Here is a 26532-nt window from a genome sequence, read left to right on the forward strand (position 1 = left end):
GAATAAATTCGCGGGTTTGTTTTTGTGTGGCCTCCCACGACTGAAGTCGTGGGTTGGGTTGTGCTATGCGGGTTGTGCAAGGAGTTCGGCTGACTTGCCCATGCCGTAGTTGCGGCGGGTTGCTTCAGCAGGTTCAAGCACGTGCCATTCAAACTCATCGCGGAAATGGCGGATTGCCGCAGCAACTGGCCAGGCAGAAGCATCTCCGAATGGGCAGATGGTGTTCCCTTCGATTTTTCTTTGTACATCCCAGAGCAAATCGATGTCTTCGATGCGACCGTGACCGTGCTCCATGCGGTGCAGGATTTTCTCCATCCAGCCTGTACCTTCGCGGCAAGGGCTACATTGGCCACAAGATTCGTGGTGGTAAAAGCGGGAGAAATTCCAGGTATTGCGAACGATGCACTGGTCTTCGTCGAAAACGATAAAGCCTCCGGAACCCAACATACTGCCCGTAGCAAAGCCACCGTCGGAGAGCGATTCGTAGCTCATCAAGCGGGGGGTGCCGTTGGCGGTGGTGGTGATCAAGCGATTGGGTAAAATTGGAACGGAAGAACCTCCTGGCACCAGTGCCTTGAGTTGCTTGCCGCCTTTGATTCCGCCACAATATTCGTCAGAGTAAATGAATTCTTCTACCGGAATACCGAGTTCGATTTCGTAAACGCCTGGCTTGTTGATGTTGCCGCATGCAGAAATCAGTTTGGTACCTGTACTGGCGCCAATGCCAATTTTGGAATAGGTTTCCCCGCCTTCGTTGACGATGAAAGGTACTTTGCAGATGGTCTCAACGTTGTTCACGATGGTTGGGCAGCCCCACAAACCTTCAACTGCGGGAAATGGAGGCTTGATGCGTGGGTTACCCCGCTTGCCTTCCAATGATTCGATCAACGCGGTTTCTTCGCCACATATATAGGCGCCACCACCTGGGTGTACATGCATGTCGAGTTTGTAAGAAGTTCCCAGGATGTTTTCTCCCAGATAACCCTTGGCGTATGCTTCATCAATGGCCTTTTGCAAAATGTGCATGATGTACATGTACTCGCCACGGATGTAGATGTACGCAGTGTTTACACCCAACGCAAAACTGGAAACGATCATCCCTTCGATCAGCAAGTGAGGAATTTTTTCCATCAGCAAGCGGTCTTTGAATGTTCCAGGTTCGGATTCATCGGCGTTGCAAAGGAGGTAACGGGGTTTATCGTTGCCTTTGAAGATGAAACTCCACTTCATTCCGGTTGGGAAACCTGCGCCACCCCGACCACGGAGTCCAGATTTTTTCACCTCTTCGGTAACTTCATCTGGTTGCATTTTCTTGAGCGCTTTTTCAAGTGCCCGGTATCCACCGTTCTGGATGTAGCCTTCGATGCCAGTGATCTCCGGTTTATTGATGTGCTCTGTTAATATTTTTAACCTACTCATGGCTTTGTGGCATTTTTGGTAAACTCTTCCAATAATTGATCGATCCGTTCTTCTGTCAAAAACTCGTGGTATTTTTCACCTACTTGCATCATTGGCGCATAGCCACATGCTCCCAAACATTCCACCGTTTTGATGGTAAACAACCCGTCGGGAGTCGTTTCGCCATCTTTGATGTTCAATTTGTTTTCGAGGTATTTGACGATGTTGTCTGAGCCTACCAGCATACAAGGGCCAGTGCGGCACACTTCCAATACACTTTTGCCCACGGGGCTGAGGTGGAACATGGTGTAAAACGAAGCCACTTCATACACCTCGATGTGCTGAATATCGAGCAGTCCTCCAACATAATCCATCACCTCTACACTGATCCAGCCAAAATCTTTTTGAGCCAGGTGCAGAATGGGCAAAATAGCTGATTTTTGCTTTCCCTCAGGGTAACTCTTGATCAACGTTTGCACTTCGGCAAGACGTTCGGGTGAAAAAGCTATGGTTTGTGTTTCGATCATTAATCAACTGTTTTTAGGCATCCAATTCCCCCGCGATCACGTTCATGCTGCTCATCGTCAGGATGGCGTCGGAGAGCATTGAACCTTTGATCATTTCAGGATATGCCTGGTAATAAATGAAACATGGACGGCGGAAGTGCAAGCGATACGGCTGGCGGCCACCATCGCTGATCAAGTAAAAACCCAATTCCCCGTTTCCGCCTTCCACTGCGTGGTATACTTCTCCTTTGGGGATTTCTACTTCGCCCATTACAATTTTGAAGTGCCAGATGAGCGCTTCCATTTTGGTGTACACATCCTGCTTGGGAGGGAGGTAAAACTCGGGTACATCCGCAAAATATTCCCCTTTTGGCATTTGCAATAACTTGGCGTACGCTTGCTCAATGATGCTCAAGCTCTGCCAGATTTCTTCGTTGCGTACACAAAAACGGTCGTATACATCGCCGGATTGACCAATCGGGATGGTGAAATCAAAATCCTGGTAAGAACAGTAAGGATTCATCACCCGAACATCGTAATCGATGCCAGCGGCACGTAGATTTGGCCCGGTAAAACCATAGTCCAAAGCCTCCATGGCATCGATGCCGCCTACGCCAATGGTGCGATCCATGAAAATGCGGTTGCGGGCAAGCAGGCCTTCAAACTCTTTCCATACTTTGGGAAATCCGTCCAAAAACTTGCGAATGCGGCGCATCACATTGTCATCAAAATCGCGTTCGAAACCGCCGATGCGGCCAATATTGGTGGTGAGGCGAGAGCCACAAATTTGCTCGTAGATTTCGTATACATGTTCGCGTTGTTGGAACACGTACACAAAACCCGTCAATGCACCCGTATCCACACCAATTACACTATTGCAAATCAGGTGGTCAGTGATGCGGGCCAATTCCATAATGACCACGCGCATGTAGTCTACGCGCTTGGGCGTTTGTACGCCAAGGAGCTTTTCTACCGTCAAGTGCCAACCAATGTTGTTGATCGGGGAGGAGCAGTAGTTGAGTCGATCGGTAATGGGGGTTACCTGATAGTAAGGCCGGTGCTCAGCGAGCTTTTCAAAGGCGCGGTGGATGTAGCCTACCGTAGCTTCAGCTGATATAATGTATTCACCGTCCATTTGCAGCACGTTTTGAAAAATACCGTGCGTGGCAGGGTGGGTGGGCCCAAGATTGAGGGTGTTGTATTGCTTTTCCTCTAGGGTTCCGGGTGGAGTGGTTTGCAATGGTTCAATCATCGGCCAAAGAATTTGTCTTCCTTATCGGTGCGGGTACCATCTTCGAGCGGGTATTGCTTCAACAAGGGGTGATAAGTCATATCGTCTACATTCAGAATCCGGCGCAAATCAGGATGCCCGGTAAACCGAATGCCATAAAAATCAAAGGTTTCTCTCTCCATCCAATTTGCTGCACGAAACACAGCGGTGGCACTTGGAACAACCGGATCGTTTTCAGGGAAGAACGCACGCAACCGCAACCGGATGTTGTGAATGAAGCTGTGCAAATGGTACACTACCCCGAGTTCCTGACCGGTATGCTCAGGGAAATGCACGCCGCAGAGATCGGTCATAAAAATGAACTGAAGCTCGGCATCTTCCTTGAGCCACTTGATGATATCGATGACATCTTCGCGCGGAACATTGAGGGACAACAAACCAAAGGGTTCTTCCTGAGTCAGAACCTTTCCGGGAAATTGTGTTGAGATTTTTTCCACGATGTACTCGTGGTTAATATCGGTAGCAGTCATGATTTACTACAATTATTCAATTCCGTAAGAGGCCAGCAGTTGTCCATACTCTTCGCTGTTGCGGCGGCGCAGCGATTCGTTTTTGATCAGTTCCTGGATCTTTATTACCCCGTCAATGATGGCTTCCGGGGTAGGAGGGCAGCCAGGCACGTACACATCTACAGGAACCACCTTATCGATGCCCTGCAACACACTGTACGTATCAAAAATACCACCTGAAGAAGCGCAAGCTCCAACGGCAATGACCCAGCGAGGCTCGGCCATTTGAAGGTAAATCTGTTTTACTACCGGACCCATCTTCTTGGCAATGGTTCCCATGACCATCAGCAAGTCAGCCTGGCGCGGAGAAAAACTCAAGCGCTCAGACCCAAAGCGTGCCAAATCGTAATGCGCACCCATGGTTGCCATGAATTCGATTCCGCAGCAAGAAGTAGCAAAAGGGAGTGGCCAAATGGAGTTGGCACGTGCCAAGCCAATGGCTTTATCAAAAGAAGTGGCAAAAAAACCTTGTCCGGTGTGACCTTCGGGACCTTCAACCAGTTTAACAGCCATTGTTGTTCATTTATGAGTGATGAGTTATGAGTGATGAATCAAACACGACTCTTTTTGTTTTCGGGTTACAATTAACCTTTTTCCCAATTCAAAGCGCCTTTTTTCAGGATGTAAATGTATCCCAAAAAGAGGGGGGCAATGAAAAGCAGCATCTTCAGGTAACCTTCGCCGCCTAGCTCCTTAAAATTGACGGCCCAGGGGTAGAAGAAAATGACTTCTACGTCAAAAAGAACGAAGAGGATCGCAGTCAAAAAATATTTGATGGAAAAAGGCAGGCGAGCATTGCCTACCGATTCGATGCCACATTCAAATACTTCGGCTTTTTGAGCCGTTTTTCTTTTTGGACCAAGGAGGTGGGTGGCGATCATGGTCGTCACTACGAATCCGAGCGCGACAACCAACTGGATCAAAATTGCTAGATAATCAAGCTTATTCTCCATAATCTGTACATGTTTGGGTCTTCCCGATGGCTTCATTTGGCACAAAAACGTGCGGCATGATTGTCAATACTTGGTCATTGGGAATTTCGAGAACAAATGTATCAAAGCATTTTGAAATTATTGACAGGAATGGAAACTAAAGGTTTGGAATGAATTTATTTGTACGGAGTCTAAATAGACGACAAAAATACCTGATAATCAGCGATATGTATTTTCAATCAATACTGAAAGTATAATTTGATTTGGAGAAAATGTAGAACGCAGAATATAATGTGGGGATTTTAGGAAGAAACGCGATAAGGTTTGTTAAAAAAAGGTAATGCTTAGCCATGGCTAAGCATTACCCCCTGCTTTTAGAGCATCAAGTAGAAGGAAAATCAACGTGCAGCGGCTAAAATCTTTTCTGCATATGCATTGGGATCATGGTACATTTCTTTTAAGGTGCTTACTGGATCTTTGAATAACCGGGCAAGGGCAGGATTGTTAAACACAACATCTTGACCTTCTGCTCTTAATTCTTTTTCAACTTTTGCAAATTCTCGTACTATCAATCTAGCTCCCATATCTATGATTCGATTGAATTTTTCTTCACTCATTACATTGTGTAAAGATTCGTTAGCTACCTGAGGTATTGCAAGGGAGGTTTTAGGATTAGGTGAGCCATTAAGATAGCTTTCTATTTTATTGACTTTCTCTTCTACTTCATGGACTTTACCCGCTAGTTGATTGGATTCGATACCAACTGCTATATTGACCATGTTAAACGGGAAGTTATTTTCGATCGTCTCCCAAGCCACACCTACAATTTTGCTGTAATCTGCAATAGGCAGTTCTAAGGGATCAATTGCAATTCCAAATCCATCATTTTTACCAGAAGGGATAATGTAGTCGCCACTGTGTACATTACCCATTACCCGAACAGGTACCTGACCCATAAAAGCTATTTTTTCATATTGGTCTTCAGTACCTTCCGCAGGGGTTTTACCTAGAAAAGCTGGGAATTGGGACACGACCATCACATGCCCTGCTGTAGTCGTATTACGGGTTACTACTCCACCATTAACACCAATTACTTCTCCAAAGACCATGTCTTTTTCCGTTGGATTTATTGGCCACTACGCGTACCTGATAACCGGTGCCATAACGGATTTCAGGGATGGTACCACTGATAGAACCATTGGAAGTGGCACTTACTGATCCGATATTGGTCGGTGAACCAAAGTTCCCAAAACGGTCGCTGAGTTGTAGTGTAAAAGTATTGGGGCTGATGAAAGGACAGTTTACAGCATACGCTACATTGATATTGTCACCTGCACAATAAGGACCAGCAGGGGTCGGGTCAACAGTAGTGATGGTACGCGTCAGAATAGTGAAGGCACTGGATTGAGAACCTGTGATCCCAGGGTTGTTGGCTACTACCCGCACCCGATACCCCGCACCTCCCGCGGCTGTTTCAGGAAGGGTACCCGAAACCGATCCGTTACCGGTAGCACTGGTACTGCCAATGTTGGTAGGCGAACTGAAAGAACCAGCAGCATTGCTGAGTTGTAAGGTAAATGTATTGGGACTGACAAAATCACAGTTGACAGTATAATTTACAGTGATGGAAGCTCCGGGACAGTAAGGACCAGCTGGGCTAGGATTGCCAGTAGAGATGGTACGCCCCAAAACCGTGAGGTCATTGCCGTTGTCGTCGTCACTGGCATTGACGTGATTGGCTGCTGGGTTGGTAGAGACTACCCTGACCCGATAGCCTGTACCTGCCGCCTGGTTATCCGGAATGGTAGCTGTAATGGTGCCAGCAGCAGCAGAAGTCACCGATCCAATGATATTGGAAGAATTGTCATTGTCTGGAAAAAGACCAGCGGCATTACTCAATTGGACCCGAAATACGTTGCCCGCGGTGAAAACCCCTGTCGTGGTATTGATGGTATAACTAACATTGAGGGTTTGCCCTGGACATAAATTGGTGGATGCTATATCAGTTGTGACTATGGATTGGCCATTGACAACGAAAGACCAAGCCAACAACCCTATTAAGATGAACCATATCCGCGTGGATACAATTGGATATCGCTTTGACGTATTGAATATACTGAAAAAGGAAGTGATCCCTATAGCAGGAATGCTTAGGTGTAAATTTTTTTTCATGAGAACAACAATTGTAGCGTAATAAGTAGATGATATTAAAAAAACTGAAGCTATTTTGTTTTACACATCACAGTATTTAGGTTATATACAAAGATATGACTCCAGGGATAAACTTCGAAATTTTCTAGGTTAAGAAATTGTATAAAAAATAAAAAACGCCACCTAAAGCATTTTCCTTAGGTGGCGTTAGTGAAGGTATTTATGAAAAAGATCTTATTTCTTCAATTCTTTTTGGATCTTTTTATCAACCATTGACCATTGCGTAAGTAAATCAGGGTCACGGCGCAATTTTTTCATCATTGGCACTGGGTTGTCCAAAAATTCATTTAATTCAGGATGAGCGCTCAAATCATAACCTTGTGCAATCAATTGCGTTTTTGCCTTGGCATAGATTTGCTTGAACAATGGCTCATTGAGGTCAACCATTTTATCAAATTCTGCATCCGTAAATTGCTTGGTGGCCGTAGTTGAACCAGGAGCTAAATTGCTGCCATTAGTTGTCAGGTTGTTAGTGATCCCTTCTGGGCGTAAGGCACCACGCCCTTCAAGGTAAGCAATAATGTTGTCGACCTTGTTTGAAATTTCATCCACCTTTGGCGCCAGGGCATTGTTTTTTAATCCAACCGCAACATTGACGTAGTGTAGCATGGATTCGTCATTGACTATCTCCCAAGAGACGCCTACAATTTTGGAAAAGTCAGAAATTTTCATGTCCTTTGGATTCACGGCGATCCCAAGTCCGTCGAAGTTTCCAGAGGGGAGAATATAATCTCCAATTTCTACTTTGCCAGCTACTTTAACGGGTACTTGCCCCATAAAAGCAATTTTTTCAAACAAGTGTTTGGCATTGGGCTGGGGTGCATTGCCCAAAACAATCGGCTGTTTGGATACCACCATAATGTGTTGTGCATCATTGGTATTGAGGGAAACGACGCCTCCAGTTACACCTACGATCTCCCCATATTGTAAATCCCTCACTTTATTGCTACGCCGAAGCCACTCAGCATAATCTCCGGCACCAGAGTTGTAGGTAACACCCACTCCATTGACCGTGTTGGTGATCCAATTGTCAATTTCAATCCCCAACGAAATGGCTTCTGCCGCGGTGGTAATGGTGATAACTGTAGCGCCCGCTGCTGCTAGGGCCCACCCAGGAACCTGCCAAATGAAAATGATGGTAGCCGCCGAAAGTCCAGCAGCAGTAAACAGTCCTGCCGTTTCAATTCCCGCAGCAATTGCCCCTGCTGCAAGTGAGATGGCATTCAGGGTAAAGGTCGCGATTTGACTTTTATATTCCCAACTGTCTTTGAGTTCATCCAAGGTTCGGCCTTCAATTTGACCCCAAGTATTTTCATCATCGGCAAAGGTCATAAAATCGTTAGCCGTACTGCGCAACCCTTTGATGGTGATGTAAATTCCTTGCTGGCTGCCTTCAATGGTCAGTGGATAAGCAGCAATGTCATCATCTTTACCATCCACTCCACTCTTTATTTGCATTTGGCCACCAGAGGTCAATACAACCCTGGTGGTATTGTTGGTTTTCAATACCAGATTTTGAGCGTCTTTAGTACCGACAAAATGGGTTTCAGGACGGGTCAGGGTGTTGCCTGATGTAGTCCAGTAGATCGATTGACTTTTCTCCACAGGCAATTCAATCTCGGTAGATTCACTTACTAGCTGTGATGCAGTAGCCGCATAAAAAGCATAAGGTACGGTTTGCAACTCGGTACTACCCAATAAAGCGAATTTATTTCCGCCAGTTGCATCCATTTCAACATCCAACCAGACTTGATAAGTTGCCCAGGGGATGTCTGCCAGTTCCCCAATATTGTTTTTCCCTTCCCCAATCACCAGGTTAATCAAACCCAATTCGTCTGTGGTCACCTGGTGAACTTCCGAATAATAACTTTGATTTTCTTTTTCTTTAGTGGAAAAAGAAAATTTGAGGGAAAGGGTTTTATTTGATAAAATTTGACCCGTTTCATCGCGGGCAACAGCTTGGTAAGTCATTCCCAGGCTGGTTTGAGCAGCCAAAGAATGAAATACCAAGACAAGGAGCGAGAGTAAAAATAAAATCCTTTTCATTATCTAAAATTTATATTGAGTGAAATAAACAAGTTTACTCCCTCTATTTTTTAGATTTAATTTTTTGATCGATCAGTGCCCATTGGGTCAGGTATGTAGGGTCACGACGAACTTCCTTCATCGTTTGCACTGGGTTGTCAAAAAACTCGACCAACTGTGGATGAGCATTCAAGTCAAAACCCTGCTTGCTCAACTTAATTTTGGCTTGAGCAAAAGCATCCTTGAATAAAGGAGCATTGTTATCAATCATCGCATCAAATTCCTCATCCGTATAAATTTTATTGAAAGTGGTCTGAGGTTTTACACCTGGAGTAATTGCCAAAAGTTGGCCATCAGCCTGCAGTGGAGCTTTTCCCTCAAGGTAGGCCATGATCTGCTCCACCTTTTGGTTCAACTCTTCTACTTTGTTGCTCAAATCGTTGGAATTGATACCCACAGCTACATTGACATAATTGAGGGGAGCATCTTTGGCAGCCTGCCAGGCCACACCCACAATTTTAGCATAATCGCCAACCTTCATATCGGCTGGGTGAATCGCTACACCAAAACCGTCTTTGTTACCTGAAGGAATGATGTAATCTCCTATTTCTACTGAACCAGAAACTTTTACGGGAACTTGACCCATGAAAGCCACTTTTTCAAATTTATATTCCAGCTCTTTGGGTGGCACTTTGCCCAATACAATTGGACGCTGAGACACCACCATGAAATGATCTACACCTTCCGTGTTCAAAGAAATGATGCCACCTTTTACACCTACAATTTCGCCAAATTTCAAATCACGCTCTTCTTTGTTGCGTTCCAACCACTCTGCGTAATCACCCGCACCGGAAGAATAGGTGACCCCTACGGCATTAACAGTATTGGTGATCCAATTGTCAATTTCAATTCCCAATGAAATGGCCTCAGCGATAATGGCTGCCAGACTCAATGTGGCTCCTACACCCGCAGCCGCACCAAAACCGGAAGCATACAAACCACCAGCGGTAATACCAAAGGCAACCGAATTTGCTGCAAGTGAAATCGCAGAAAGGGTAAATAAAGCAATTTGACTTTTATAATCCCAGCTTGATTTGAGTTCATCCAAGGTCTGTCCCTCAATTTCACCCCAGGTATTTACATCATCTGCGAATGTTACAAAATTATTGCCCGAACTGCGCAGACCCTTGATCGTAATCCAGATACCTTGTTTACTACCTTCAATCGTGAGGGGATAAGATCCAATTTTATCATCCGCACCATCAACACCACTTTTGATCTGCATTTGACCCTCTTTTGTCAGCTTAACCCGGGTTGTATTGTTGGTCTTTAAAATCAAATCCTGATTGTCGCGCGTACCCAGAAAGTGGGTGGCTGGGCGCGTATTGGTGTTTCCACCAGTAGTCCAATAAATGGACTGGTTTTTTTCAGTGGGTAAATCGATAGACGTAGAATTGTCTACAATTTGTGAGGCGGTAGTTGCATGGAATGCATATGGTACGGATAGCAACTTGGCAGAGCTGACCAAATCGTAATTTTTTCCACCTTTGGTGTCAACACCAATATTGAGCCAAACCTGGTCTTTAGACCAAGGTACCTCTGACAATTTACCACTGGCATCTTTACCTTCTCCAATGATAATTTTGAACAAACCATTGTTGTCGGTTTGAACCTGATGGGTCTCGCTAAAATATTCGGCTTGGGCTCCGTTTTTGGAAACCAGCGAAATTTTTAGTGAAATGGGAAGATTGGCAATGATCTGACCAGAAGCATCACGCGCCACCGCCTGATAGTTGATGCCCTGGGAGGTACTTTGCGCAGTTAGTACAAGTGCGCCAATAAAACTGGCGAAGATGAGCGAAAGTAGAATTTTTTTCATATCAAAAGGCAATTTTGATGCATTAGAAATTTACGGTTCAAAGGATATACTTAGTGTGTTTTAACGACTTTAAATACCTCAACTGGTTGTCCGCTCTGGTGCATTACATTCAAGAAATATACACCAGAGGGTAAATTGCTCAGGTCTAGTTCTGTGTTGCCCAACTGCAAGGCCGTACGATTGATGAGTACACGACCTCCTACGTCCACCAAATTGGCAAACAAGCTTTGCTTATTTGGTTCTTGTAGCTGTACATTCAGCGTTGATTGAACCGGGTTAGGGGCAATGCGAACAGTTGGAGCAGTATATTTAGGTAATAATGTCACTTCTAAAATAGGCTGGTGAAAACCTTCAGTGACAAACCCTTGTGGGGATGTCCAACGAGCCACTGCAGTTTCGCCTAAAGTCCAGGCCAATTGAATTCTACCTGCTTGCATTTTACCTCCAGCGCTACTGATGACCTCTGGCGACAAAGATTGAGCTTTACCTAGTACGGCACTGAAGACCAGGGTTCCAACCAAAACTAATGAATGACATTTCATAATTGTAACTATTGGTGGAGGGCCGCTTTATGACCTTGCCGCCATCGAGTGAAAAATTCACCTCAACAGTGGCAAGGCATAATAGCGCATCCGTGATTTTAACGGTTCAAAAGAATCATCTTTTTGGTATCGATAAAGTCGGCAGTTTCGAGGGTGTAGTACAAGACTCCACTTGCTCTCAATTCTGCTTGCTTCAGTATAATTTTGTTTTCGCCTTTGCTGTAAGTTCCGTTGACGCGGTAGATCAAACTTCCCTTGGTGTCGCGAATGGTCAGGATACCCTTGGCCGCTTTGGGCAGGTAGAAACCAACTGAGGTTTCATCGCTGAAAGGGTTGGGGGTGTTCTGGCGCAGTACCGCGAAGTCTTGGGTGGCAATTTCGCCAAAAGACAGTTTCACACCAATGGTTTCATTCTCCTTGTCGTAGGCTTCGGCAGGCGTCAGGCGGCTGCTGATGTTGAGTACTTCGCTCAGTTTGGTGTTGGCTTTGGCCTTCAATTTCAAGGTAAACAACACCTCGTTGCCCGCTGCACCTACACCTGAGTTCAGGTTCCAGCTGGTGGTGATTGCACCTTTGTCTTTGAAAATTCCAAAGTTGTCGGCCTTAGTTACACCGTATTCGATGCCTTCCAATTCTACCAGGTTTTGCGCATAAGTGAGCGTAAACTGGTATCCCTGGATGTTTTGCAAGTCCTTGGCGCGAATGGCTACTTCGTAGCTGCCATCCACTTTCATGGCTTGTTCTTCGGCAACCAACAACAGCTGGCGGTTGGTACGAATTTCAGTTGCAGCTATTCCATTGGCAGTTGCTGCGTTTCCGTTGACATCCCCCATTTTGATGGCGACAAAGTCTGCTTTGACGTTGCCAGTCAAGTTGTTGACGTTGATGACCTCAGGATATTCCGCTCCAAAAGGATTGGAAGCATCCGGGAATCGGTAGGCTGCATCGACAAACTTCCAGCTTGGTACACTCTTGAATTTATCATCCACTTGCAGGATCAATTTCCGAATCTGGATCATGTCCAAAGTACTGATCGATTTGGAATTGTTGACGTCAGCTGCGATTTGGCGGTAAGGATTGTCAATCAACTTGGTACCGAGGATGTGCTTTTGGATTAGAACCAAATCGAAGGTAGAAACCCCGTTGACGTGGTCTTTGTCCAGTTGTGCACTCAAAGAGAAGTCTGCACCTTTGGTCAGGTTGCTGAAGGCATATGCACCAGAATTGGCGGTGATTTGCTTCAGGGTGCTGGCTCCACTTACATCAACAGATACCCCAAATACAGGTTCAGATTCATCCGTAGCAATCAAACCGGAGATGGTTGCCACAGCAGGATCTCCAGTGTTGCAAATCTTGCGGTTGTCTTGGACTTCAATGAAGGTTACACAGAAGTCTTGGTTGCCGGCATTGTCCCAAGCGTGCAATTCTACCTGTATGATCTTGCCTGCGTCCTTGCAATTGAAGCTCAAGCTGGTCTGGTTGTCCACTGCTGGACTACCGACGCGGTTGATCGAGTATTTGGTCACCAATTTGCCGCTGCCGTTGGTTTCAGGACCTTGGCCATTGCAATCGAATATTTTGGAAGCCACCAGGTCGGTTGCCCACACGGTGATCATTCCACTGCCGTTGCCGTCAGGCATGAGGCTGGTGCTGAGTCCGTTGATACAGATTGGTGCAGGGCCTTTGCAGTCTTCGACGGTGAATGGAATGCGGGTTGGTTCACTCAGGTTGCCACATTCGTCGCGAACCACCACAATCAAGTCGTGCTTGCCTTGAGGCAAGTTGCTCACGTTGATCTCGAATTGACCACCAGCAAGGGTCTTGACACTCCAACGTGGAGTTGAGTAGCCGATCAAGCTGCCCGCATCGCGGGTTTGGAACGGTGCAATGGCGAGCAAGTTGGTTTCCAAAGTCACCTGGTCAGTGCAATTGTCGGTTCCTTTGACAATCATTTTGATGTTGGCTAGACAATCTCCACCTTCGCGGATGCAGAATTTGGCTTGATCACCCGTTACCACTGGTTTCACTTCGTCGTACACTTTGATGATCTGGGTGTACTGGAAGGCGTGGTAGAACTCACCAACGGGCAAGCCGTATGGATTGCCGCTGAAGGCATTTTCACAATAAGCAGGCACGAACGCTTCGTCGTTGCCAGTGGCTACTCTGCTATCAGAAACATTGCCTTCGTTTGGCGTTTCATTGAGAGACAAGTAAAACTCTTCGCGCTGATTCCGGTCGGCATCGCGTACCAGCACATAGATTGGCGTTTTACCGTAATTGTTGTAACTGCGGTCTACCACATATACAATTCCTTCAGCAGTAGGATCACCACAGTTGTCGTCGTAAGCACACCAGTCGATGACGGTGTAAGTACGGAAGATTTTGTAGCACTCATCATTTGATGCATCGTAGCGCTTGTCGGTCACATTGACGGCCAGGATATCGCAACCCAATTCCTTGGTAAAGGCGGTATCAATCACTGGTGCTTTGCAATCGCGTTGATCTACGTCTTTAGGGAAGCAGATGTTGTATTCGCGCAGCGGCAGTACCCGGATGATTTGTTTGCAAGTCGTGGTGATTGGTCCCTTCGCCGTTTGTTTGGTCAATACCCAAATCCGTTCAATGGTACCAGCACCACACTTCAGGCGTTTCACTGTACTATATGCAGTATCTGCCTGGATACAAACTGCACCACTGTTGATGATGACATCGCCAAATACTCTGGCTGATTTTACTCTATCGTCAATAAACTCGAGGTTCTTATCATTGCAATAGATGGTAACTTCCCAAGGAGCAAGACACTGAATTGGCGTTTTGTCGTCTACCTGGATGTTGTTCCAACAGAAGTTGCGGTTTCCAAATTTGTCCTGAGCCCAAAGTTCAACCATCAGCGCACTTCCATCACAGCAGAAGAATGGAATGGTATCCATCAATGGCGTCATAATCATGCCCAATCCATTACCAGTAGCTGGTGGATTTTTCGTGAAGTATTCACCAATGCTAAAGTATTCTTCGATTTGCGGAGTTCCGTTGCTGTTGAGGTCGATGTAATCGTAATCGTCTGCTTTGCCATTGTTATTCAGGTCAAGCAGTCCTTTAGAAGGATCATAAGGATCAAGCTTGCCATTCTTATTCGCGTCGACCACCCGTGGGAATTTCAACATGGTCGCTACACAAGCATCTCTTACCGGACGGCGTACTTTTACCCACATCAACTTACAGTTGTCCCAGCTCCCTTCATCCAGGTCTTTGGCTGCAACAAAGCCGTTACCCTGATTATCGAGGGTAATGTTCAATTTGTCGTCGCACTTCACTACTGGCGAAATCTTGTCTACGATGCGTACAGGAATCCAAACAACACTATCTTGATAACATGCATCGTAAACCCGCACTTCTACAAACCAGTCGCCAAGGATTGGCACTCCAGATACGGTGTAACCTTTCGCACAGTCACCAGTTACTTTCACACCTGGATCAGTTTTGAGCACGAATACACCAGTGGGGCGCTCATCCAGGTCAAGGATGGCTACACGCTCAACTACGCGGATTTCGTAGCACCAGTCGCTTTGCTCAATTACATTGAAGCTGGAGCGGTTGAATAAAAATCCACCAGTACAATCCATCGGGCCAGTAGAGAATTCCAGTACGTCATCTGGATCATAAGTTGTAGTAGCTGTTTTTGGATTGGCTTGAGGGGCACCAGTATAGGCACCTACTTTACCATCCTTATCAACATCCAGTGCAGTAATGATTGGTCTTTCACTATCACCTACAATGATGGTTTGTTGCCAGGTATAGCGGCCACCACTCCAGATACTTTCAGCGTAACAATCGTTGCCGGTTGCTGGCTGGATCAAGTAGTTTGGATAAGCAGTTCCGGTTCCATAACACCAGTCAAATATTGACCAGGTACGGATGATCTTCTTACCACACAGGCCTTGACCCGTAGAGAAGGAAACTTCATCCGTGTAGTTGAAGGCAAAACCACAGTAGTCTTTTCCAGTAATGAAAACCTTCTTACCTGCACCGTTGATGTAGTAAGGCACACTTTCAGCGATGTTGTATTTCTTACCCGCCAAATCAGCAGGTAGAATCAAATTGTCTCCTTTCGCTTTGTCATTCGGTACTTCAATTTTGCACAAAGGAAGGTTGATGACCGGACGGTAGATGTTGATCAACTGGCTGCAATTTGCCTTGTTACCGGCTATATCCTGGAAGGTGAAAGTACGGCGAATCTGTGCGTAGATATAACCTTGAGCAGCTGAAGCATTGCAATCAGCAAGGTACTCAATTTCATCCTTGACATTGATCAACCTCGGTATGTCACAATTGTCTGTAGCAGTTGCTACACCAGTATAATAAGGATAGTTGACATTGGTCCAAGACTTCGCTACATTGTAGATACTGTCTACATCAGAGCAGACAAAGGTGTATGTACCAGTGATCTGATTCGTAGCATTCAATTTGCGCGATGTATTCGGAGGACAAGTAACGATTGGTGCGATCTTATCCACAAAGATGATTGGTCCCCAGATCACGTTACAATGGTTGGCAACACTTCTCACTTTGTAGATCAAGGTACGATCGCGGTACTTCTGCACATCAAATGGTACCCGATCTACTGAAGCCCAAAGGGTTTCTTCTGTCCATTTATCCTGAATGATCACGCGGTAGTAGCTCCCCATTGGGTACTTATCAAAACCACAAGCTGCGATGAAGTTGGGCACCAGCAAATCTGCGTTCACAACAGCTTCACAATTGGCATCCAATGCAATTTGGAATTCTTTGTAGCCACTATTCCACTTCGTCTTGAACCAGCAAGAGTCGTTCATGATGGCCTTGTCATCCTCATCTGCGTATTTATCACGGCCAGTTACGTTTGGTGAAACATAAGGCAGTTGATAATCCCCTTTCAAACCACGGTCAGCCACCATACCCTCGAAGAGGATACCATCACCACCAGCAGGATATGCCAAGTTGGCCATCGGCATTGGATCGTCGAACTCATCGGTAGAGTCGAATGCCACAATGGATTTGCCAAAGCGTGGGTGGAAGAAACGGAAGTCGGTCAATGGTCGCTTGTTGCCATTTGATTTATCGAAACCAATGGCACGTGCAGTGACAGAGGCAGACAACATCCATGGATAAGCCGCGTCTTTGGTTGGATCAATTTCGAACTCAATTTGTACACACAATATTGAATCACCACGGAGCAGGAAGGTGGCATTCTCAGAAGTTGGCAACAACAACTTGGTATCAGTTGTACCATTGTAGTTGGGGTTTACCACCAGCAAGTCCTTCGGCTTCGCATTGACTGCAGTTTTGAAGTTAACCAATGAAGACTTTCTGATCTTCTGATGTGGCAAATTGGTCACAAAAGCGCTGTCTACAATGGTCACGATTGGCTTGGAAGCCGTGTACAATGCTGGGCCGTAAGCATTCAAGAGGTTGAAGAACATCTGGAAGCTATCCAGTGGCACTTCTTGTGGGTTTTTCACGCACAGGTGAGTGATCACGTTGAAGTTGCCGCAGATCAGGCTGGTTGGGAAGTTCACCCCAACGATGTCCATACTTGCTTCTACGTTTGGCTCGTCTACCCAACCAATGTCTACCGACTTGTCCCACTGGTTGTCAGGGAAGAAGGCCGGAGTAAATGGATTGGCGTTGTCATTGGCATCGCGTTTGCCATTTTCGCCAATTGGACGGTCGTTGACCTCTACTTCAGGTTGACGGCTGTTGCTGTCGGTGATTTTCACAAAAGCACCAGGGCCTTTGCTGGTTCCGGCAACCCCTTTGGTCAAACCATCACTGTCGTTGTTGTCGTCTACCCCTGGATTATCCTGGAGGGTCACCACGCGGTGTTTCGGCCAGGCATTGACAAATGAAGCACTGTCGGTTGCGAAGTACTTAATCGGCAATACGTAGTAAATGCCCGGGATCAAACCGCGGAAGGAATACAAACCGCTGTCTGCTGCTGGAGAAATACCCGTTTTAACCAATGCCCCAGGAGCATAAGTACCCACGGAAGGTGGTGCAATCGTACGGTTGTACAAGATGTCAGTTATTGATCCGAGCGAAGACAAGCTGGTTTGGTAACCCACGGTGTCAAATGCACCAGTAGTACCATTTACACCACCCCAGATGAGTACGAGGTGCAAAGAGTCAACCACATCTTCACTGGCATCCTGGTCTCCAAATACATCGTGATCGAACCAGGCCAGGTTGCCAATTTTGGCAACTGGAATGGCATAATCTTCCAGTTCCCCTTGTGGGTATGGATATCTTCCTGTATTGCCAGGGGCATCCGTCCAATTGTTTGGCGGAGCCAAAATTGGGTTGGATGGCAGGTTGTTTTCAAAAGACTTCACATAAGGCGATGCCGTCATGTGGAAGATGTTGTTGTCTGCGCCCAAACCGTTCGGGAAAGCATTCGGGAAAGCCGTTGCATAATTGGTCCAACCCAAACGGAAGCGCATGAATACCGTTCCTGAGTCAAAGACGGCAGTTGTTGGTACTCTGAAGGCTAGGATGGTACTGTCCACACCGTTTGCGCCCGTTCCAGGCAAAATTGCCGTGCGGGTATCGGTGATATCGGCAATGTTATTGGTTGTCAACAGAGCATTGGCCGAAGTAGATTGATGCGTAAACTCTACTTTTTCCGCAGGAATGTCCATCACTCCGTTGCCGTTCCAGTCGATGAAGGCATCGAGGTAGGCAGTGCGGTTCACATAGCCACCTGCTGAAGTATCCTGAGAAGTATAGTTGACTTTGATGTAAGCGTATTCACCAGGGAGCAGCGGAGAAAGCAAGCGAACACCTGTTTCATCATCTGCTGTTACACCTTTTTTGAAGGCACCCTGGTCATCGTCGTCACCGCCGGCTTTGCTGCCTGCGTCTGCGTCTGGCTTACCGTTTAGTTCACCATCTACACCTTTACCCAAGTATAGGCGAGGCTGGATGGCGTGGCGTGGGCCAAATTTACCACTGAACAAGGCGTTCATTGAATCGCGCAGGGTCAGGTATTTAGAACCAGGCAGGATGGAAGTGATCGGCAGATCCCCGTAATCAAATCCGGTGTAACCAAAGTCGCGGGTTTCGTCGTATTGGTTGTCTGGGAAGTTGTTCAAGGCATCCACAGCAGTGGGGTTGGGCAGGTTATTGCCAGCCAATAAACCACCTACATCATTGCGTGGAGCATTTTCATCCAGGCACAAGGCCATTGGATTGGTAATGCTGAAAGTATCGGCAGTGATGCGGTTGTCAATCAACAGGTCGTCGCCGTTGCTGTTGTCATCGATGCAAGAATCATCAGATGGATCTGGGTTGTTGAACGTAGCCGTCATGCCCGCTGGATCGTCAACAATGATCCGGTATACTGGATTCGGAATACCAGAAGGATCGACGTTGCCAATCAAACCGCAGAAATAGTAGCGGCCATTGGCGTCGGTTGTATCGCGATAAGTGAATTCGTATGGATCACCATTGTTCAAAATACCGTCAGCACCTGCGAATTGCAAAGTGATCGGTACATTTTTGATGCCTGGCTCAAGTACATCCTGGTAACCGTCGTAATCGCGGTCTTCGAATACAGTATTGCCCACTTTAGAGAGGGAAATGAAGTAATCTTCTACCTCGCCATAAGGGATAATGCCACCAGGTACGCTGGTGTTTCCTGCTCCTGGTTGTGGATCAGGAAAGTTTAGATTGGCGGCCAGGATTCCGTTTGGTCCCAATTGAGGATCAAAGCTGATGCGGAAACGAGACAAGATGTTGCCATTGTTGTATTTGACATCAGCAGGAACCTTGAAGGTCAACGTGATCGAGTCATTGGCGGAAGTGAGGTAACTCATTTCCAGTTTGACTGCTTTGGTATTGGCTTCAAGCATGTTGGCATCTACTACACCATCTCTTTTGTAAAAAATGATGTGTTCGTCCTTGTCAATAGTGCCTGCCCCATTGTCGAAGTTTCCGTCACCGTTCCAGTCAAACCACGCATGCAAATAAGCATCCGGGCCGTTGAAGTTGATTTTTGCACTGTACTTAACTGAGAGGATGGCGTCGTAACCAGCTACCATTGGTGTTAGGAACCTGATGCCGTCTTCGTCGTCGCCACAAACTTTGGTCGAATCGTGGAATGGCCAGCGGCGTCCTTGTGAAGGATCGTATGGGAAATTAGGATAGTTGCTGAAATCCGCAATCGGATCATCGCCACCGCCCAGTACAACCGGAACGGGCTTGAAATTTGCTCCTGCGTCGGCGTCAGGTTGGCCCAGCCATTCTACATCCTGGCAATTGCCCAAACGCAAGTCTGGAGTAACGATGTGCTTAGGCCCTTCTGGTTTGAGGCCATTTTCAGTGGTTACAAAATTGGTTACCGAAGGATCATTGCCGGATTCGGCCAAATCGCCGAGATCCAGACCTACGTAACCAAAATCGATGCGTTGCTCAACCCTGTCATCAGGAAGTGCGCCAACTGCGTTCGGATCGAGCAATTGTGGGTTGCCTTGATCCAGGATGCCTTCTTCGTCGGTACCTATTTGATCAATCTTAAGCTTGAACATTTGGCTCTTCGATTGTCTGCGGTCGCCACTTACATACGCCCAAGGATTTTTGAGCGGTTTGCCGTCACTATCGAGGTCTTCTTCGGTTACGTTTTTGATGTTGTCAAAACGAGTAGGCGTCAAACCAAAGGTGTCTAAGGCAATGATTTGGTAAACACCCTCAATCAAACCGGTGAAGCAATACAAACCGGACGAATCAGTAAATACTTGCAAAATAGAATCCCTTACCAGGTCGTCACCACCACTGATAGCGATGGTATTTGGGTTGGCAGCTGTATTTTGATTCACGGAATCACAACGTCCGGTAATTGGATTAACCCCACCAAAACGAAGCACGACGCGTACATTCTGGATGCCTAGGTTGATTTCTTCAGCATCTTGTTTGCCGTTGTTGTTGCGGTCTTCCCAGACCAGATTGCCCATTTTGAAGATCGGCAGGAAGTAATCTTCCACTTCACCGTCTGCTGCTGAACCGTTAGGCCTTGGTGCACCATTGAAAGGTGCATCCGTAGTGAAACGGAAGCGGAAGTACACTTTTCCACCAGCAAAAGTAGCATTGGCAGGGACGTTGAAATTGACGATTTGACCAAGTACCGTAGTTGTAGGTCCAACTTCTACGCTATCCACATATTCCAGAATGCCGTCGCTGTTCCAATCAGCCCAAATGTGCAGGGTTGCTGTGTCAACGGTATTGTTCGTTCCTGAGAACGACAGTTGAGCGGTGCTACCAGGTACCAATGGGCCGAGGAAAATGATTCCATCTTCGTCATCAGGAATTTGGTTGCTGTCGTCACCATTTGCGCGTTCGGTAGGTTGTCCGTCTGCTTCAGTGTCGATCACTTTACCAATGAATACGAGTGGAGTTACCGGCACCCCGTGACGAGGACCATTGTACACACGGCGGGTTTGGTAATCGTTGTTGCCTGTACCAGCAGTTGCATCAGGCAAGTCACCATATTCTGCGCCACGCAATTCTACCATGAAGTCTTCCACTTCCCCATCGGGTGCTTGTCCATAGGCGTCGAGGATATTGCCTGAAGTTAGACGAATTCGCACACCAATAGAATCTGAAGAAGCAATATTAGGAATGCGAATACCGAAGTTAACGTTGCCAATGAATCCAGCAGGTACTGTACGTTGGTACGTTTCAGTTACTCCATTGAACAAACCATCACCATTCCAGTCAATGAAGGCCCAGAGGGTTGCGGTTTTATTGGTGAAATTGTTGGTAACCGGAATCCGCAATACTGTGCTGTCTGTAGCAATAAGCGGGTAGGGGAGTAGCGTAGTAGGATTCAGGAAGTTGTTGGCACTCAAATCCTCGTCATCTACTCCGTTGTTGTCGTCACCAGTAGCTGGCTGGTTTGGATTACCTTCTGGTTCTGCATCGGGTGGGGTTGCGCCAATGTAGAGGGAAGTAACTGGGCCAGCGCCGTTGTCAATCGCGTAGATCTTGTGGCTTGGCCCAGGCTGACCACCTTCGGCATCGGTGATGTAACGTGGTTCACCCAGGTCACCCCAGTCGTAGCCGACGATGGTTACCCAGGAGTCTTCTACTTCACCTTGTACGTCTGTGGTTACTCCTTGCGCTGGTCCGGTAGACAAAAGCGTGGAGGCGTTATTTACATTGAACAAACGGAAACGTGCCGCTACTCTTTCCGGTAGTGGGTTGGGATCAACGGGTACATTAAAGATGACGTCGAAATAACCACTGGCGCCAGGAGCAATCGTGATTGGCCCCGATTTTTGGTTAGGCGATGCGTCTTCAAAAGATCCGTCATTGTTCCAATCCACAAAGCCTATTAAATAGGCATTACTGTTCGTTTTATTGGTTACAAATACTTTGAAGCGAGCAGGTTTACCTCTCACCACGGAATCTGGCTGAATGATGCCGTCTTCATCATCGATGCCATTGATGTCGTCACCAAATGCATTTGATTGGGGTTGGCCATCTAATTCTGCATCAATCGTATTGCCAATTCTCAGGTTTGGATTGATCAAGTGACGTGGACCACGAGATCCATTTACAGCAAAAATCGTCTCGTAGTTGCCTGCTGCAGTAGCTCCAGGCGTAAGAGTAGGTTCTGCGTCCGGAAGGTCCGCATAGTCAAAACCAGCGATACCGCGCAAAAGATAATCTTCTACTTCCCCATCGGGTGCCGGGCCATAGGCGTCGAATACTGCCCCGGAGGTCATCCGTACCCGTACCCCAACGTTGCCAGTTGCAAAAATGGGGATTTGCAGGTTCAAAAAGGTCACCGTACTTGCTCCTGGAGGAGCGGTGGTGCTGAAACGCTCGGTGTCGTTTTCAAAAACCCCGTTGTTGTTCCAGTCAAAAAATGCGATGACATTTACTGGCTCAAGCAAGTTATTGGTTACCGGGAAGCTCAAGGTAATCGTATTACCGGCAATCAAGGAGTCATCAGTAGCGGGGTTGCTGAACCAGGTGATATTGATGTCTTCGTCTGATGGAACTACACCGCTATTATTGTCCCCATCAGCAAACAAAGAAGGTTTGCCATCTGCTTCCCCGTCGGGAGGCGTAAGGCCCATAAACATCGGAGGCTGAAGATTGGTTACAAAAGGATCGGTATTGATGTCGATCAAGTTGATGATGTGGCTTGGCCCCACCAAACCACCCGCCAAATCGGTAGCGAATTTTGGCTCAGGTAAATCACCATAATCGCGCAAGGTATAGGTGATGCACAATTGGTGCTCACTCGATATGTCAAATACTTTACCGTGGAATTGGTAAACTGGTACATCGAAATCAGTACCCGAAAGGGTCAGACCCAACTGGAAGAAACCATCACCGATTAAACGTCTTTGGGCATCAATAACCCCTTGCGCACCCAGGTCGGTATGTGGGCCAGTTGCCTCAGAACCAATGACAAAATCGTTGTACTTGACTTCGAACAGATCATTGTAAGCGGTTGAGTTGAATCCGTTGTAGCCAGTGCCCGCTGGTGCGTAATTGTTGTCAGCAACCTGGGTGATGTCAAATTTGATGTCACCCGTAGCACCCTGATTTGGTGGGAGCGCCAGTACATCTACTTCGCACACGGTTTGGAAACCACCCAAAATGGTTTTAGGGCGGTATTCGATTTTTTCAATGGTGGCATTTTTAGGAATAGCGCTCAAATTAAATTTGATCCAACCCCGCATTTCTACCTTTTCATTGGTATTGGCAGGATCTTCCTGGGTTTGACGAATCCGCCCTACCGCAATCGCACCTACTCCATCCAGAATGGCATCACTGCTGGCACAAGTTGGATCGGTTACTTTTTGTAGGTAACCTCCGGCAACCCCTGGAATTTCACAAACGACCGTCTGTAATTTTGCCGTGCTGATCACATCTGGTGGGGGAGGCCCAACGAGTGGACACGATGTAATGATGTTAGACGCACAAGTTGTGGCTGGGGAAACCACCTGGAAATTGGTGTAATTGCCAACCCCCAAACCAGTGATGACAAACGGAGCAGCTTGTGGCCCGATTGCTTGTGCACCAAGCGTTGGATGGGTATACGTGAGCGTATAATTACCCGCTGGCAACACGGAAATCGTGATTTGACCGTCGGTTGAAACCGCCGTATTTGGCTCAAGCTTGGCAGCACTGATGACCGGTCTTTCGTTTACCACATAATCGACCTTGGCTAAAGTGCTGCTAAAACACTCGGTTACCGTATTGCGTATCCTTACCCACCGCGATCCTCCAGGTGCTGTTGGGTTGACGATGGTATAGTCACCCAGTGAAGTAGATGGATTCGCCGGTATCGTACCCAGCGCATTGGTATACCAACGGTATTCTAGCGGAGCCACCTGAAGCGGCATGGGTATCGTGACGTTTTCACCCCTACACACCTCATTTGGAATCCCTGGAACAGCTACCACTGGCAGCGGCGGCGTATTGATGACAATATTGTCGAATTCATTGGATCTACAGAAAGGAGCTACCGTACTCTGGACATAGATGTCATTGTACGTTCCTGCTCTTAAAAACTTGATCCGGATTTTGCCCATAGCATCCGTAGTCACATCCATATTGGATGCAGGATTGCCTTGAGGGGAACCCACTGGGCCAGTATAAAATAACTTATACGCCAAATTGGGAATCAAACCCGTGATGGTAAATTCGCCATCCTCTTTGAAACATCCCGTGGTGGGCAAAACATTGGTCACCGTGATTTGAGGCGGAATGTTATTGATAGAGGCAATATTGGAAGTGGCGAAACAACCATCATTTTCTACCAGCACCTGAAATTTACAGTTTGCATTCGGGTAATTGATGTCCGTGATGCTAAACGTATTGGCATTAGTGCCTCCAGCACTGGCCGGACTAAGCAATCCTTTGGATACCCCATTGAGGTTGCCTGCAAAAACGTTAGTGCCCAGTACGGTTACACTAAAGATGGTGTTTTGCCCCAGGCCATCCTGATCCGTATAGTTGGTGTATTTATTGGAACCTACATTGGCGACGGACAATCCTCCAGGTGTTGCTGCATAAATGAGTCCTCCCGAAACAATGACATCGGAGACGTTGGCATTACCTAGACCAACCACCACATTTGAAAAAGTCAATCCACCGTTGGTTGAGGTAGATACCCCATTAGCCGTACCTAAATAGATAATGCCACCTGTAACAAATACCGAGTTGATGTAATTGTCTCCAAGGCCGCTGCCGGTGATGGTGACAAACGAACTCGCACCATCGTAGAGGATGGCCAAGCCATTTTCAGTGGCGGCATAAACATTATTATTGGCATCCACAAAAACATCGTTGACTGCGATGCCATTTAAAAAATCAGGCGCAGCATTGAAGGAGTCGCCGTCATTATCGGTCGACACATACAATCCATTGTTGCTGGCTGCATAAACCTTGGTTGAAGATGCAAATATTGCATTGATGGGGAGCCCACCATTGATGAGCACATTAGTGAACGCTGCCGATCCATCGGTACTTGTACTTCTACGGATGCCTAATGTAGTAGCAACATAAGTAAAAGTACCGTTGGCAAAGACATCTTTGATGTCCCATCCTGGAAGCCTAGGTGTGAAAGTTAAACCACCGTCAGTAGAAACGGCTAATCCATTTCCGGTTCCAGCGTAGATGTTCCCATTGGCAGCGTACAAACTCAGTACCGTTTTATTCATGGGATCAAGCCCGGCCGCAGAATTTGTAAAAGGGAGGGCACAGATTTTTTGCCAGGTGTAATTCAACCCGCCCAGTGCTGGAGTTGAAGTGGTACTAAAGGAAGGATCGCCCAATAAGCAAGCGTCAAAATTGTCTAAAATGCCTAACGGACGTGGACCACGGATTTGATAGTCCCCGAACTCACAACCAAAAATTGGTCCTGCGGGGGCCAAAGTGGCTACCAGGCGAATTTTATACCCATCGCCACCCACTGCATTAAAAGGTATGGTATATGTGATGTCTTGTAAGGTACCTACATTACTCTTGAGTCTGCCAATGATGGTTGAATTAGGAAATGCTGGGTCAAAAACGCCCGCAGCATTACTCAACTGAACGAGAAATTCGTTGTTTGCTCCAAAGGTCTCATTTGCGAATATAAAATTTTTGGTAAAACTTTGGCCTTGGCAAAACTTGGTGCCACTGATCTCCATGTTGTCGATAGCACCATTCCTGATCTCGAATGGAGCGGATGCGGTTCCAAGGACATTGCCCTCACTGCCCACAACTCTGAATCGATAAGTACCCGAGGATACCCCTGGAATGGTAATGTTCGAAAAAGTACCAGACGTCGTGTTGCTATTGGAAGTACCCGTAACATTGATAGGGCTCGTAAATGCCCCTGCGCTGGTTTTGCTCAGTTGCAAACTAAAGGTATTGGTAGCTGCAAAATTACAAGTGGATACTGTATAGCCCACGCTAATGACATCACCTACACAATAAGAGGCCCGGTTGGGGTTCAAAGTGGGGGCGTTAATGCTTGGGTAGTTGATGGTGAGGTTTACATTATTGTCGTCAAGAACACCCAATACCCCAGAGATTACCCGAACCCGATAAGTATTTCCAGCTGGAAAACCACCCGGGTTATTCGTTGGAATGGTAAAAGAAATATTGCCACTAGCGTTGGTCGTGTTGGTATTTGTAAGGTTTACGGTACTTCCGACGTTGACCCAGCTTAAAAGATTTCCTGTGGGTGAATATTGGGCTTGAAGGGTTCGCGTAGTTGCAGCACCTCCAGCCACATAATCATAAGGCACTGATATCGGATCCCCTACACAATACGTCGTTGGATTGACTGTATTGGGGGTGGTCAATGTCTGACCAACCAAGGCTGAACCAATAAACAGCAAACCCATCAAAGTCAGGGTGATCTTGATGGGTAAACCATTTAACCTTCGCACTCTATCGAGCACAAGGGTAGCAAAGGAAATCCCCGAAGAAGGATTGCTAAAAAGTAAGGGTCTTTTCATGAGATACCGATTTATAAAAATAGCGTTAATATCGACATAAATCAAGCCGCTTAAAGCTTGAAGGTGTTGCGATTCAAGTTCTAAAAAATGGTTGCTAACATATCAATGCTGATCGTCTTGGAACAGCAACCATTGTTTTTAGAATAACATCGAAGGTCGTCAAAAAAAATAGTTCCCTGCGAAGGTAAGCTAAACCAGAATATCTAGCATAGAATATAGGCTTTTTTTTATTTGATGTAG

12 protein-coding genes are annotated in these 26532 nt (G+C 46.7%); all 12 read right to left on the reverse strand.

Features of this window, described 5'->3' with window-relative positions:
* Positions 1-63 precede the first annotated feature (63 nt).
* The 12 genes from nuoF to ABW391_RS03910 all read right to left on the reverse strand — a co-directional run bounded on the left by nuoF (position 64) and on the right by ABW391_RS03910 (position 26292).
* The gene (nuoF, locus tag ABW391_RS03855; RefSeq protein ID WP_353480509.1) at positions 64-1419 is read right to left on the reverse strand and encodes an NADH-quinone oxidoreductase subunit NuoF; all 1356 of its coding nucleotides are present in this window, start codon (positions 1417-1419) and stop codon (positions 64-66) included.
* Entirely contained in the window at positions 1416-1925 is a 510-nt protein-coding gene (locus tag ABW391_RS03860) for an NADH-quinone oxidoreductase subunit NuoE family protein (protein WP_353480510.1), read from the reverse strand. The genes nuoF and ABW391_RS03860 overlap by 4 nt, the downstream gene beginning before the upstream one ends.
* Before the next feature lie 13 nt (positions 1926-1938).
* Positions 1939-3156: an NADH-quinone oxidoreductase subunit D gene (locus ABW391_RS03865; RefSeq protein ID WP_353480511.1), complete on the reverse strand. Its 1218-nt coding sequence runs from the start codon at positions 3154-3156 to the stop codon at positions 1939-1941.
* Positions 3153-3665: an NADH-quinone oxidoreductase subunit C gene (locus tag ABW391_RS03870; protein ID WP_353480512.1), complete on the reverse strand. Its 513-nt coding sequence runs from the start codon at positions 3663-3665 to the stop codon at positions 3153-3155. The genes ABW391_RS03865 and ABW391_RS03870 overlap by 4 nt, the downstream gene beginning before the upstream one ends.
* Before the next feature lie 12 nt (positions 3666-3677).
* Positions 3678-4217 carry an NADH-quinone oxidoreductase subunit B gene (locus tag ABW391_RS03875; RefSeq protein ID WP_353480513.1) on the reverse strand — a complete coding sequence of 180 codons (540 nt, stop codon included), beginning with the start codon at positions 4215-4217 and terminating at the stop codon, positions 3678-3680.
* A 71-nt stretch (positions 4218-4288) separates the two neighbouring features.
* Positions 4289-4657, reverse strand: a complete 369-nt coding sequence (locus tag ABW391_RS03880) for an NADH-quinone oxidoreductase subunit A (protein ID WP_353480514.1) — start codon at positions 4655-4657, stop codon at positions 4289-4291.
* Between the two features lie 377 nt (positions 4658-5034).
* Positions 5035-5745 carry a hypothetical protein gene (locus ABW391_RS03885; RefSeq protein ID WP_353480515.1) on the reverse strand — a complete coding sequence of 237 codons (711 nt, stop codon included), beginning with the start codon at positions 5743-5745 and terminating at the stop codon, positions 5035-5037.
* Positions 5717-6808 (reverse strand): hypothetical protein, encoded by a 1092-nt coding sequence (locus ABW391_RS03890; RefSeq protein WP_353480516.1) that lies wholly within the window; start codon positions 6806-6808, stop codon positions 5717-5719. The genes ABW391_RS03885 and ABW391_RS03890 overlap by 29 nt, the downstream gene beginning before the upstream one ends.
* A gap of 213 nt (positions 6809-7021) precedes the next feature.
* Positions 7022-8893, reverse strand: a complete 1872-nt coding sequence (locus tag ABW391_RS03895) for a DUF8740 domain-containing protein (protein WP_353480517.1) — start codon at positions 8891-8893, stop codon at positions 7022-7024.
* Positions 8894-8936: 43 nt separating this feature from the next.
* Positions 8937-10751, reverse strand: a complete 1815-nt coding sequence (locus ABW391_RS03900) for a DUF8740 domain-containing protein (RefSeq protein ID WP_353480518.1) — start codon at positions 10749-10751, stop codon at positions 8937-8939.
* Between the two features lie 50 nt (positions 10752-10801).
* Positions 10802-11293, reverse strand: a complete 492-nt coding sequence (locus ABW391_RS03905) for a T9SS type A sorting domain-containing protein (RefSeq protein WP_353480519.1) — start codon at positions 11291-11293, stop codon at positions 10802-10804.
* Between the two features lie 98 nt (positions 11294-11391).
* Complete coding sequence (locus tag ABW391_RS03910; RefSeq protein ID WP_353480520.1) at positions 11392-26292, reverse strand: GEVED domain-containing protein; 14901 nt, start codon at positions 26290-26292, stop codon at positions 11392-11394.
* Positions 26293-26532: the final 240 nt, after the last annotated feature.

It is taken from the genome of Haliscomenobacter sp., from assembly GCF_040403615.1.
Taxonomy (GTDB): Bacteria; Bacteroidota; Bacteroidia; order Chitinophagales; family Saprospiraceae; genus Haliscomenobacter.

Bases quoted from the DNA above. Each gene is read 5' to 3' on its own strand.
- nuoF (WP_353480509.1), bottom strand. From the start codon at position 1,419: ATGAGTAGGTTAAAAATATTAACAGAGCACATCAATAAACCGGAGATC.
- ABW391_RS03860 (WP_353480510.1), bottom strand. From the start codon at position 1,925: ATGATCGAAACACAAACCATAGCTTTTTCACCCGAACGTCTTGCCGAA.
- ABW391_RS03865 (WP_353480511.1), bottom strand. From the start codon at position 3,156: ATGATTGAACCATTGCAAACCACTCCACCCGGAACCCTAGAGGAAAAG.
- ABW391_RS03870 (WP_353480512.1), bottom strand. From the start codon at position 3,665: ATGACTGCTACCGATATTAACCACGAGTACATCGTGGAAAAAATCTCA.
- ABW391_RS03875 (WP_353480513.1), bottom strand. From the start codon at position 4,217: ATGGCTGTTAAACTGGTTGAAGGTCCCGAAGGTCACACCGGACAAGGT.
- ABW391_RS03880 (WP_353480514.1), bottom strand. From the start codon at position 4,657: ATGGAGAATAAGCTTGATTATCTAGCAATTTTGATCCAGTTGGTTGTC.
- ABW391_RS03885 (WP_353480515.1), bottom strand. From the start codon at position 5,745: ATGGTCTTTGGAGAAGTAATTGGTGTTAATGGTGGAGTAGTAACCCGT.
- ABW391_RS03890 (WP_353480516.1), bottom strand. From the start codon at position 6,808: ATGAAAAAAAATTTACACCTAAGCATTCCTGCTATAGGGATCACTTCC.
- ABW391_RS03895 (WP_353480517.1), bottom strand. From the start codon at position 8,893: ATGAAAAGGATTTTATTTTTACTCTCGCTCCTTGTCTTGGTATTTCAT.
- ABW391_RS03900 (WP_353480518.1), bottom strand. From the start codon at position 10,751: ATGAAAAAAATTCTACTTTCGCTCATCTTCGCCAGTTTTATTGGCGCA.
- ABW391_RS03905 (WP_353480519.1), bottom strand. From the start codon at position 11,293: ATGAAATGTCATTCATTAGTTTTGGTTGGAACCCTGGTCTTCAGTGCC.
- ABW391_RS03910 (WP_353480520.1), bottom strand. From the start codon at position 26,292: ATGAAAAGACCCTTACTTTTTAGCAATCCTTCTTCGGGGATTTCCTTT.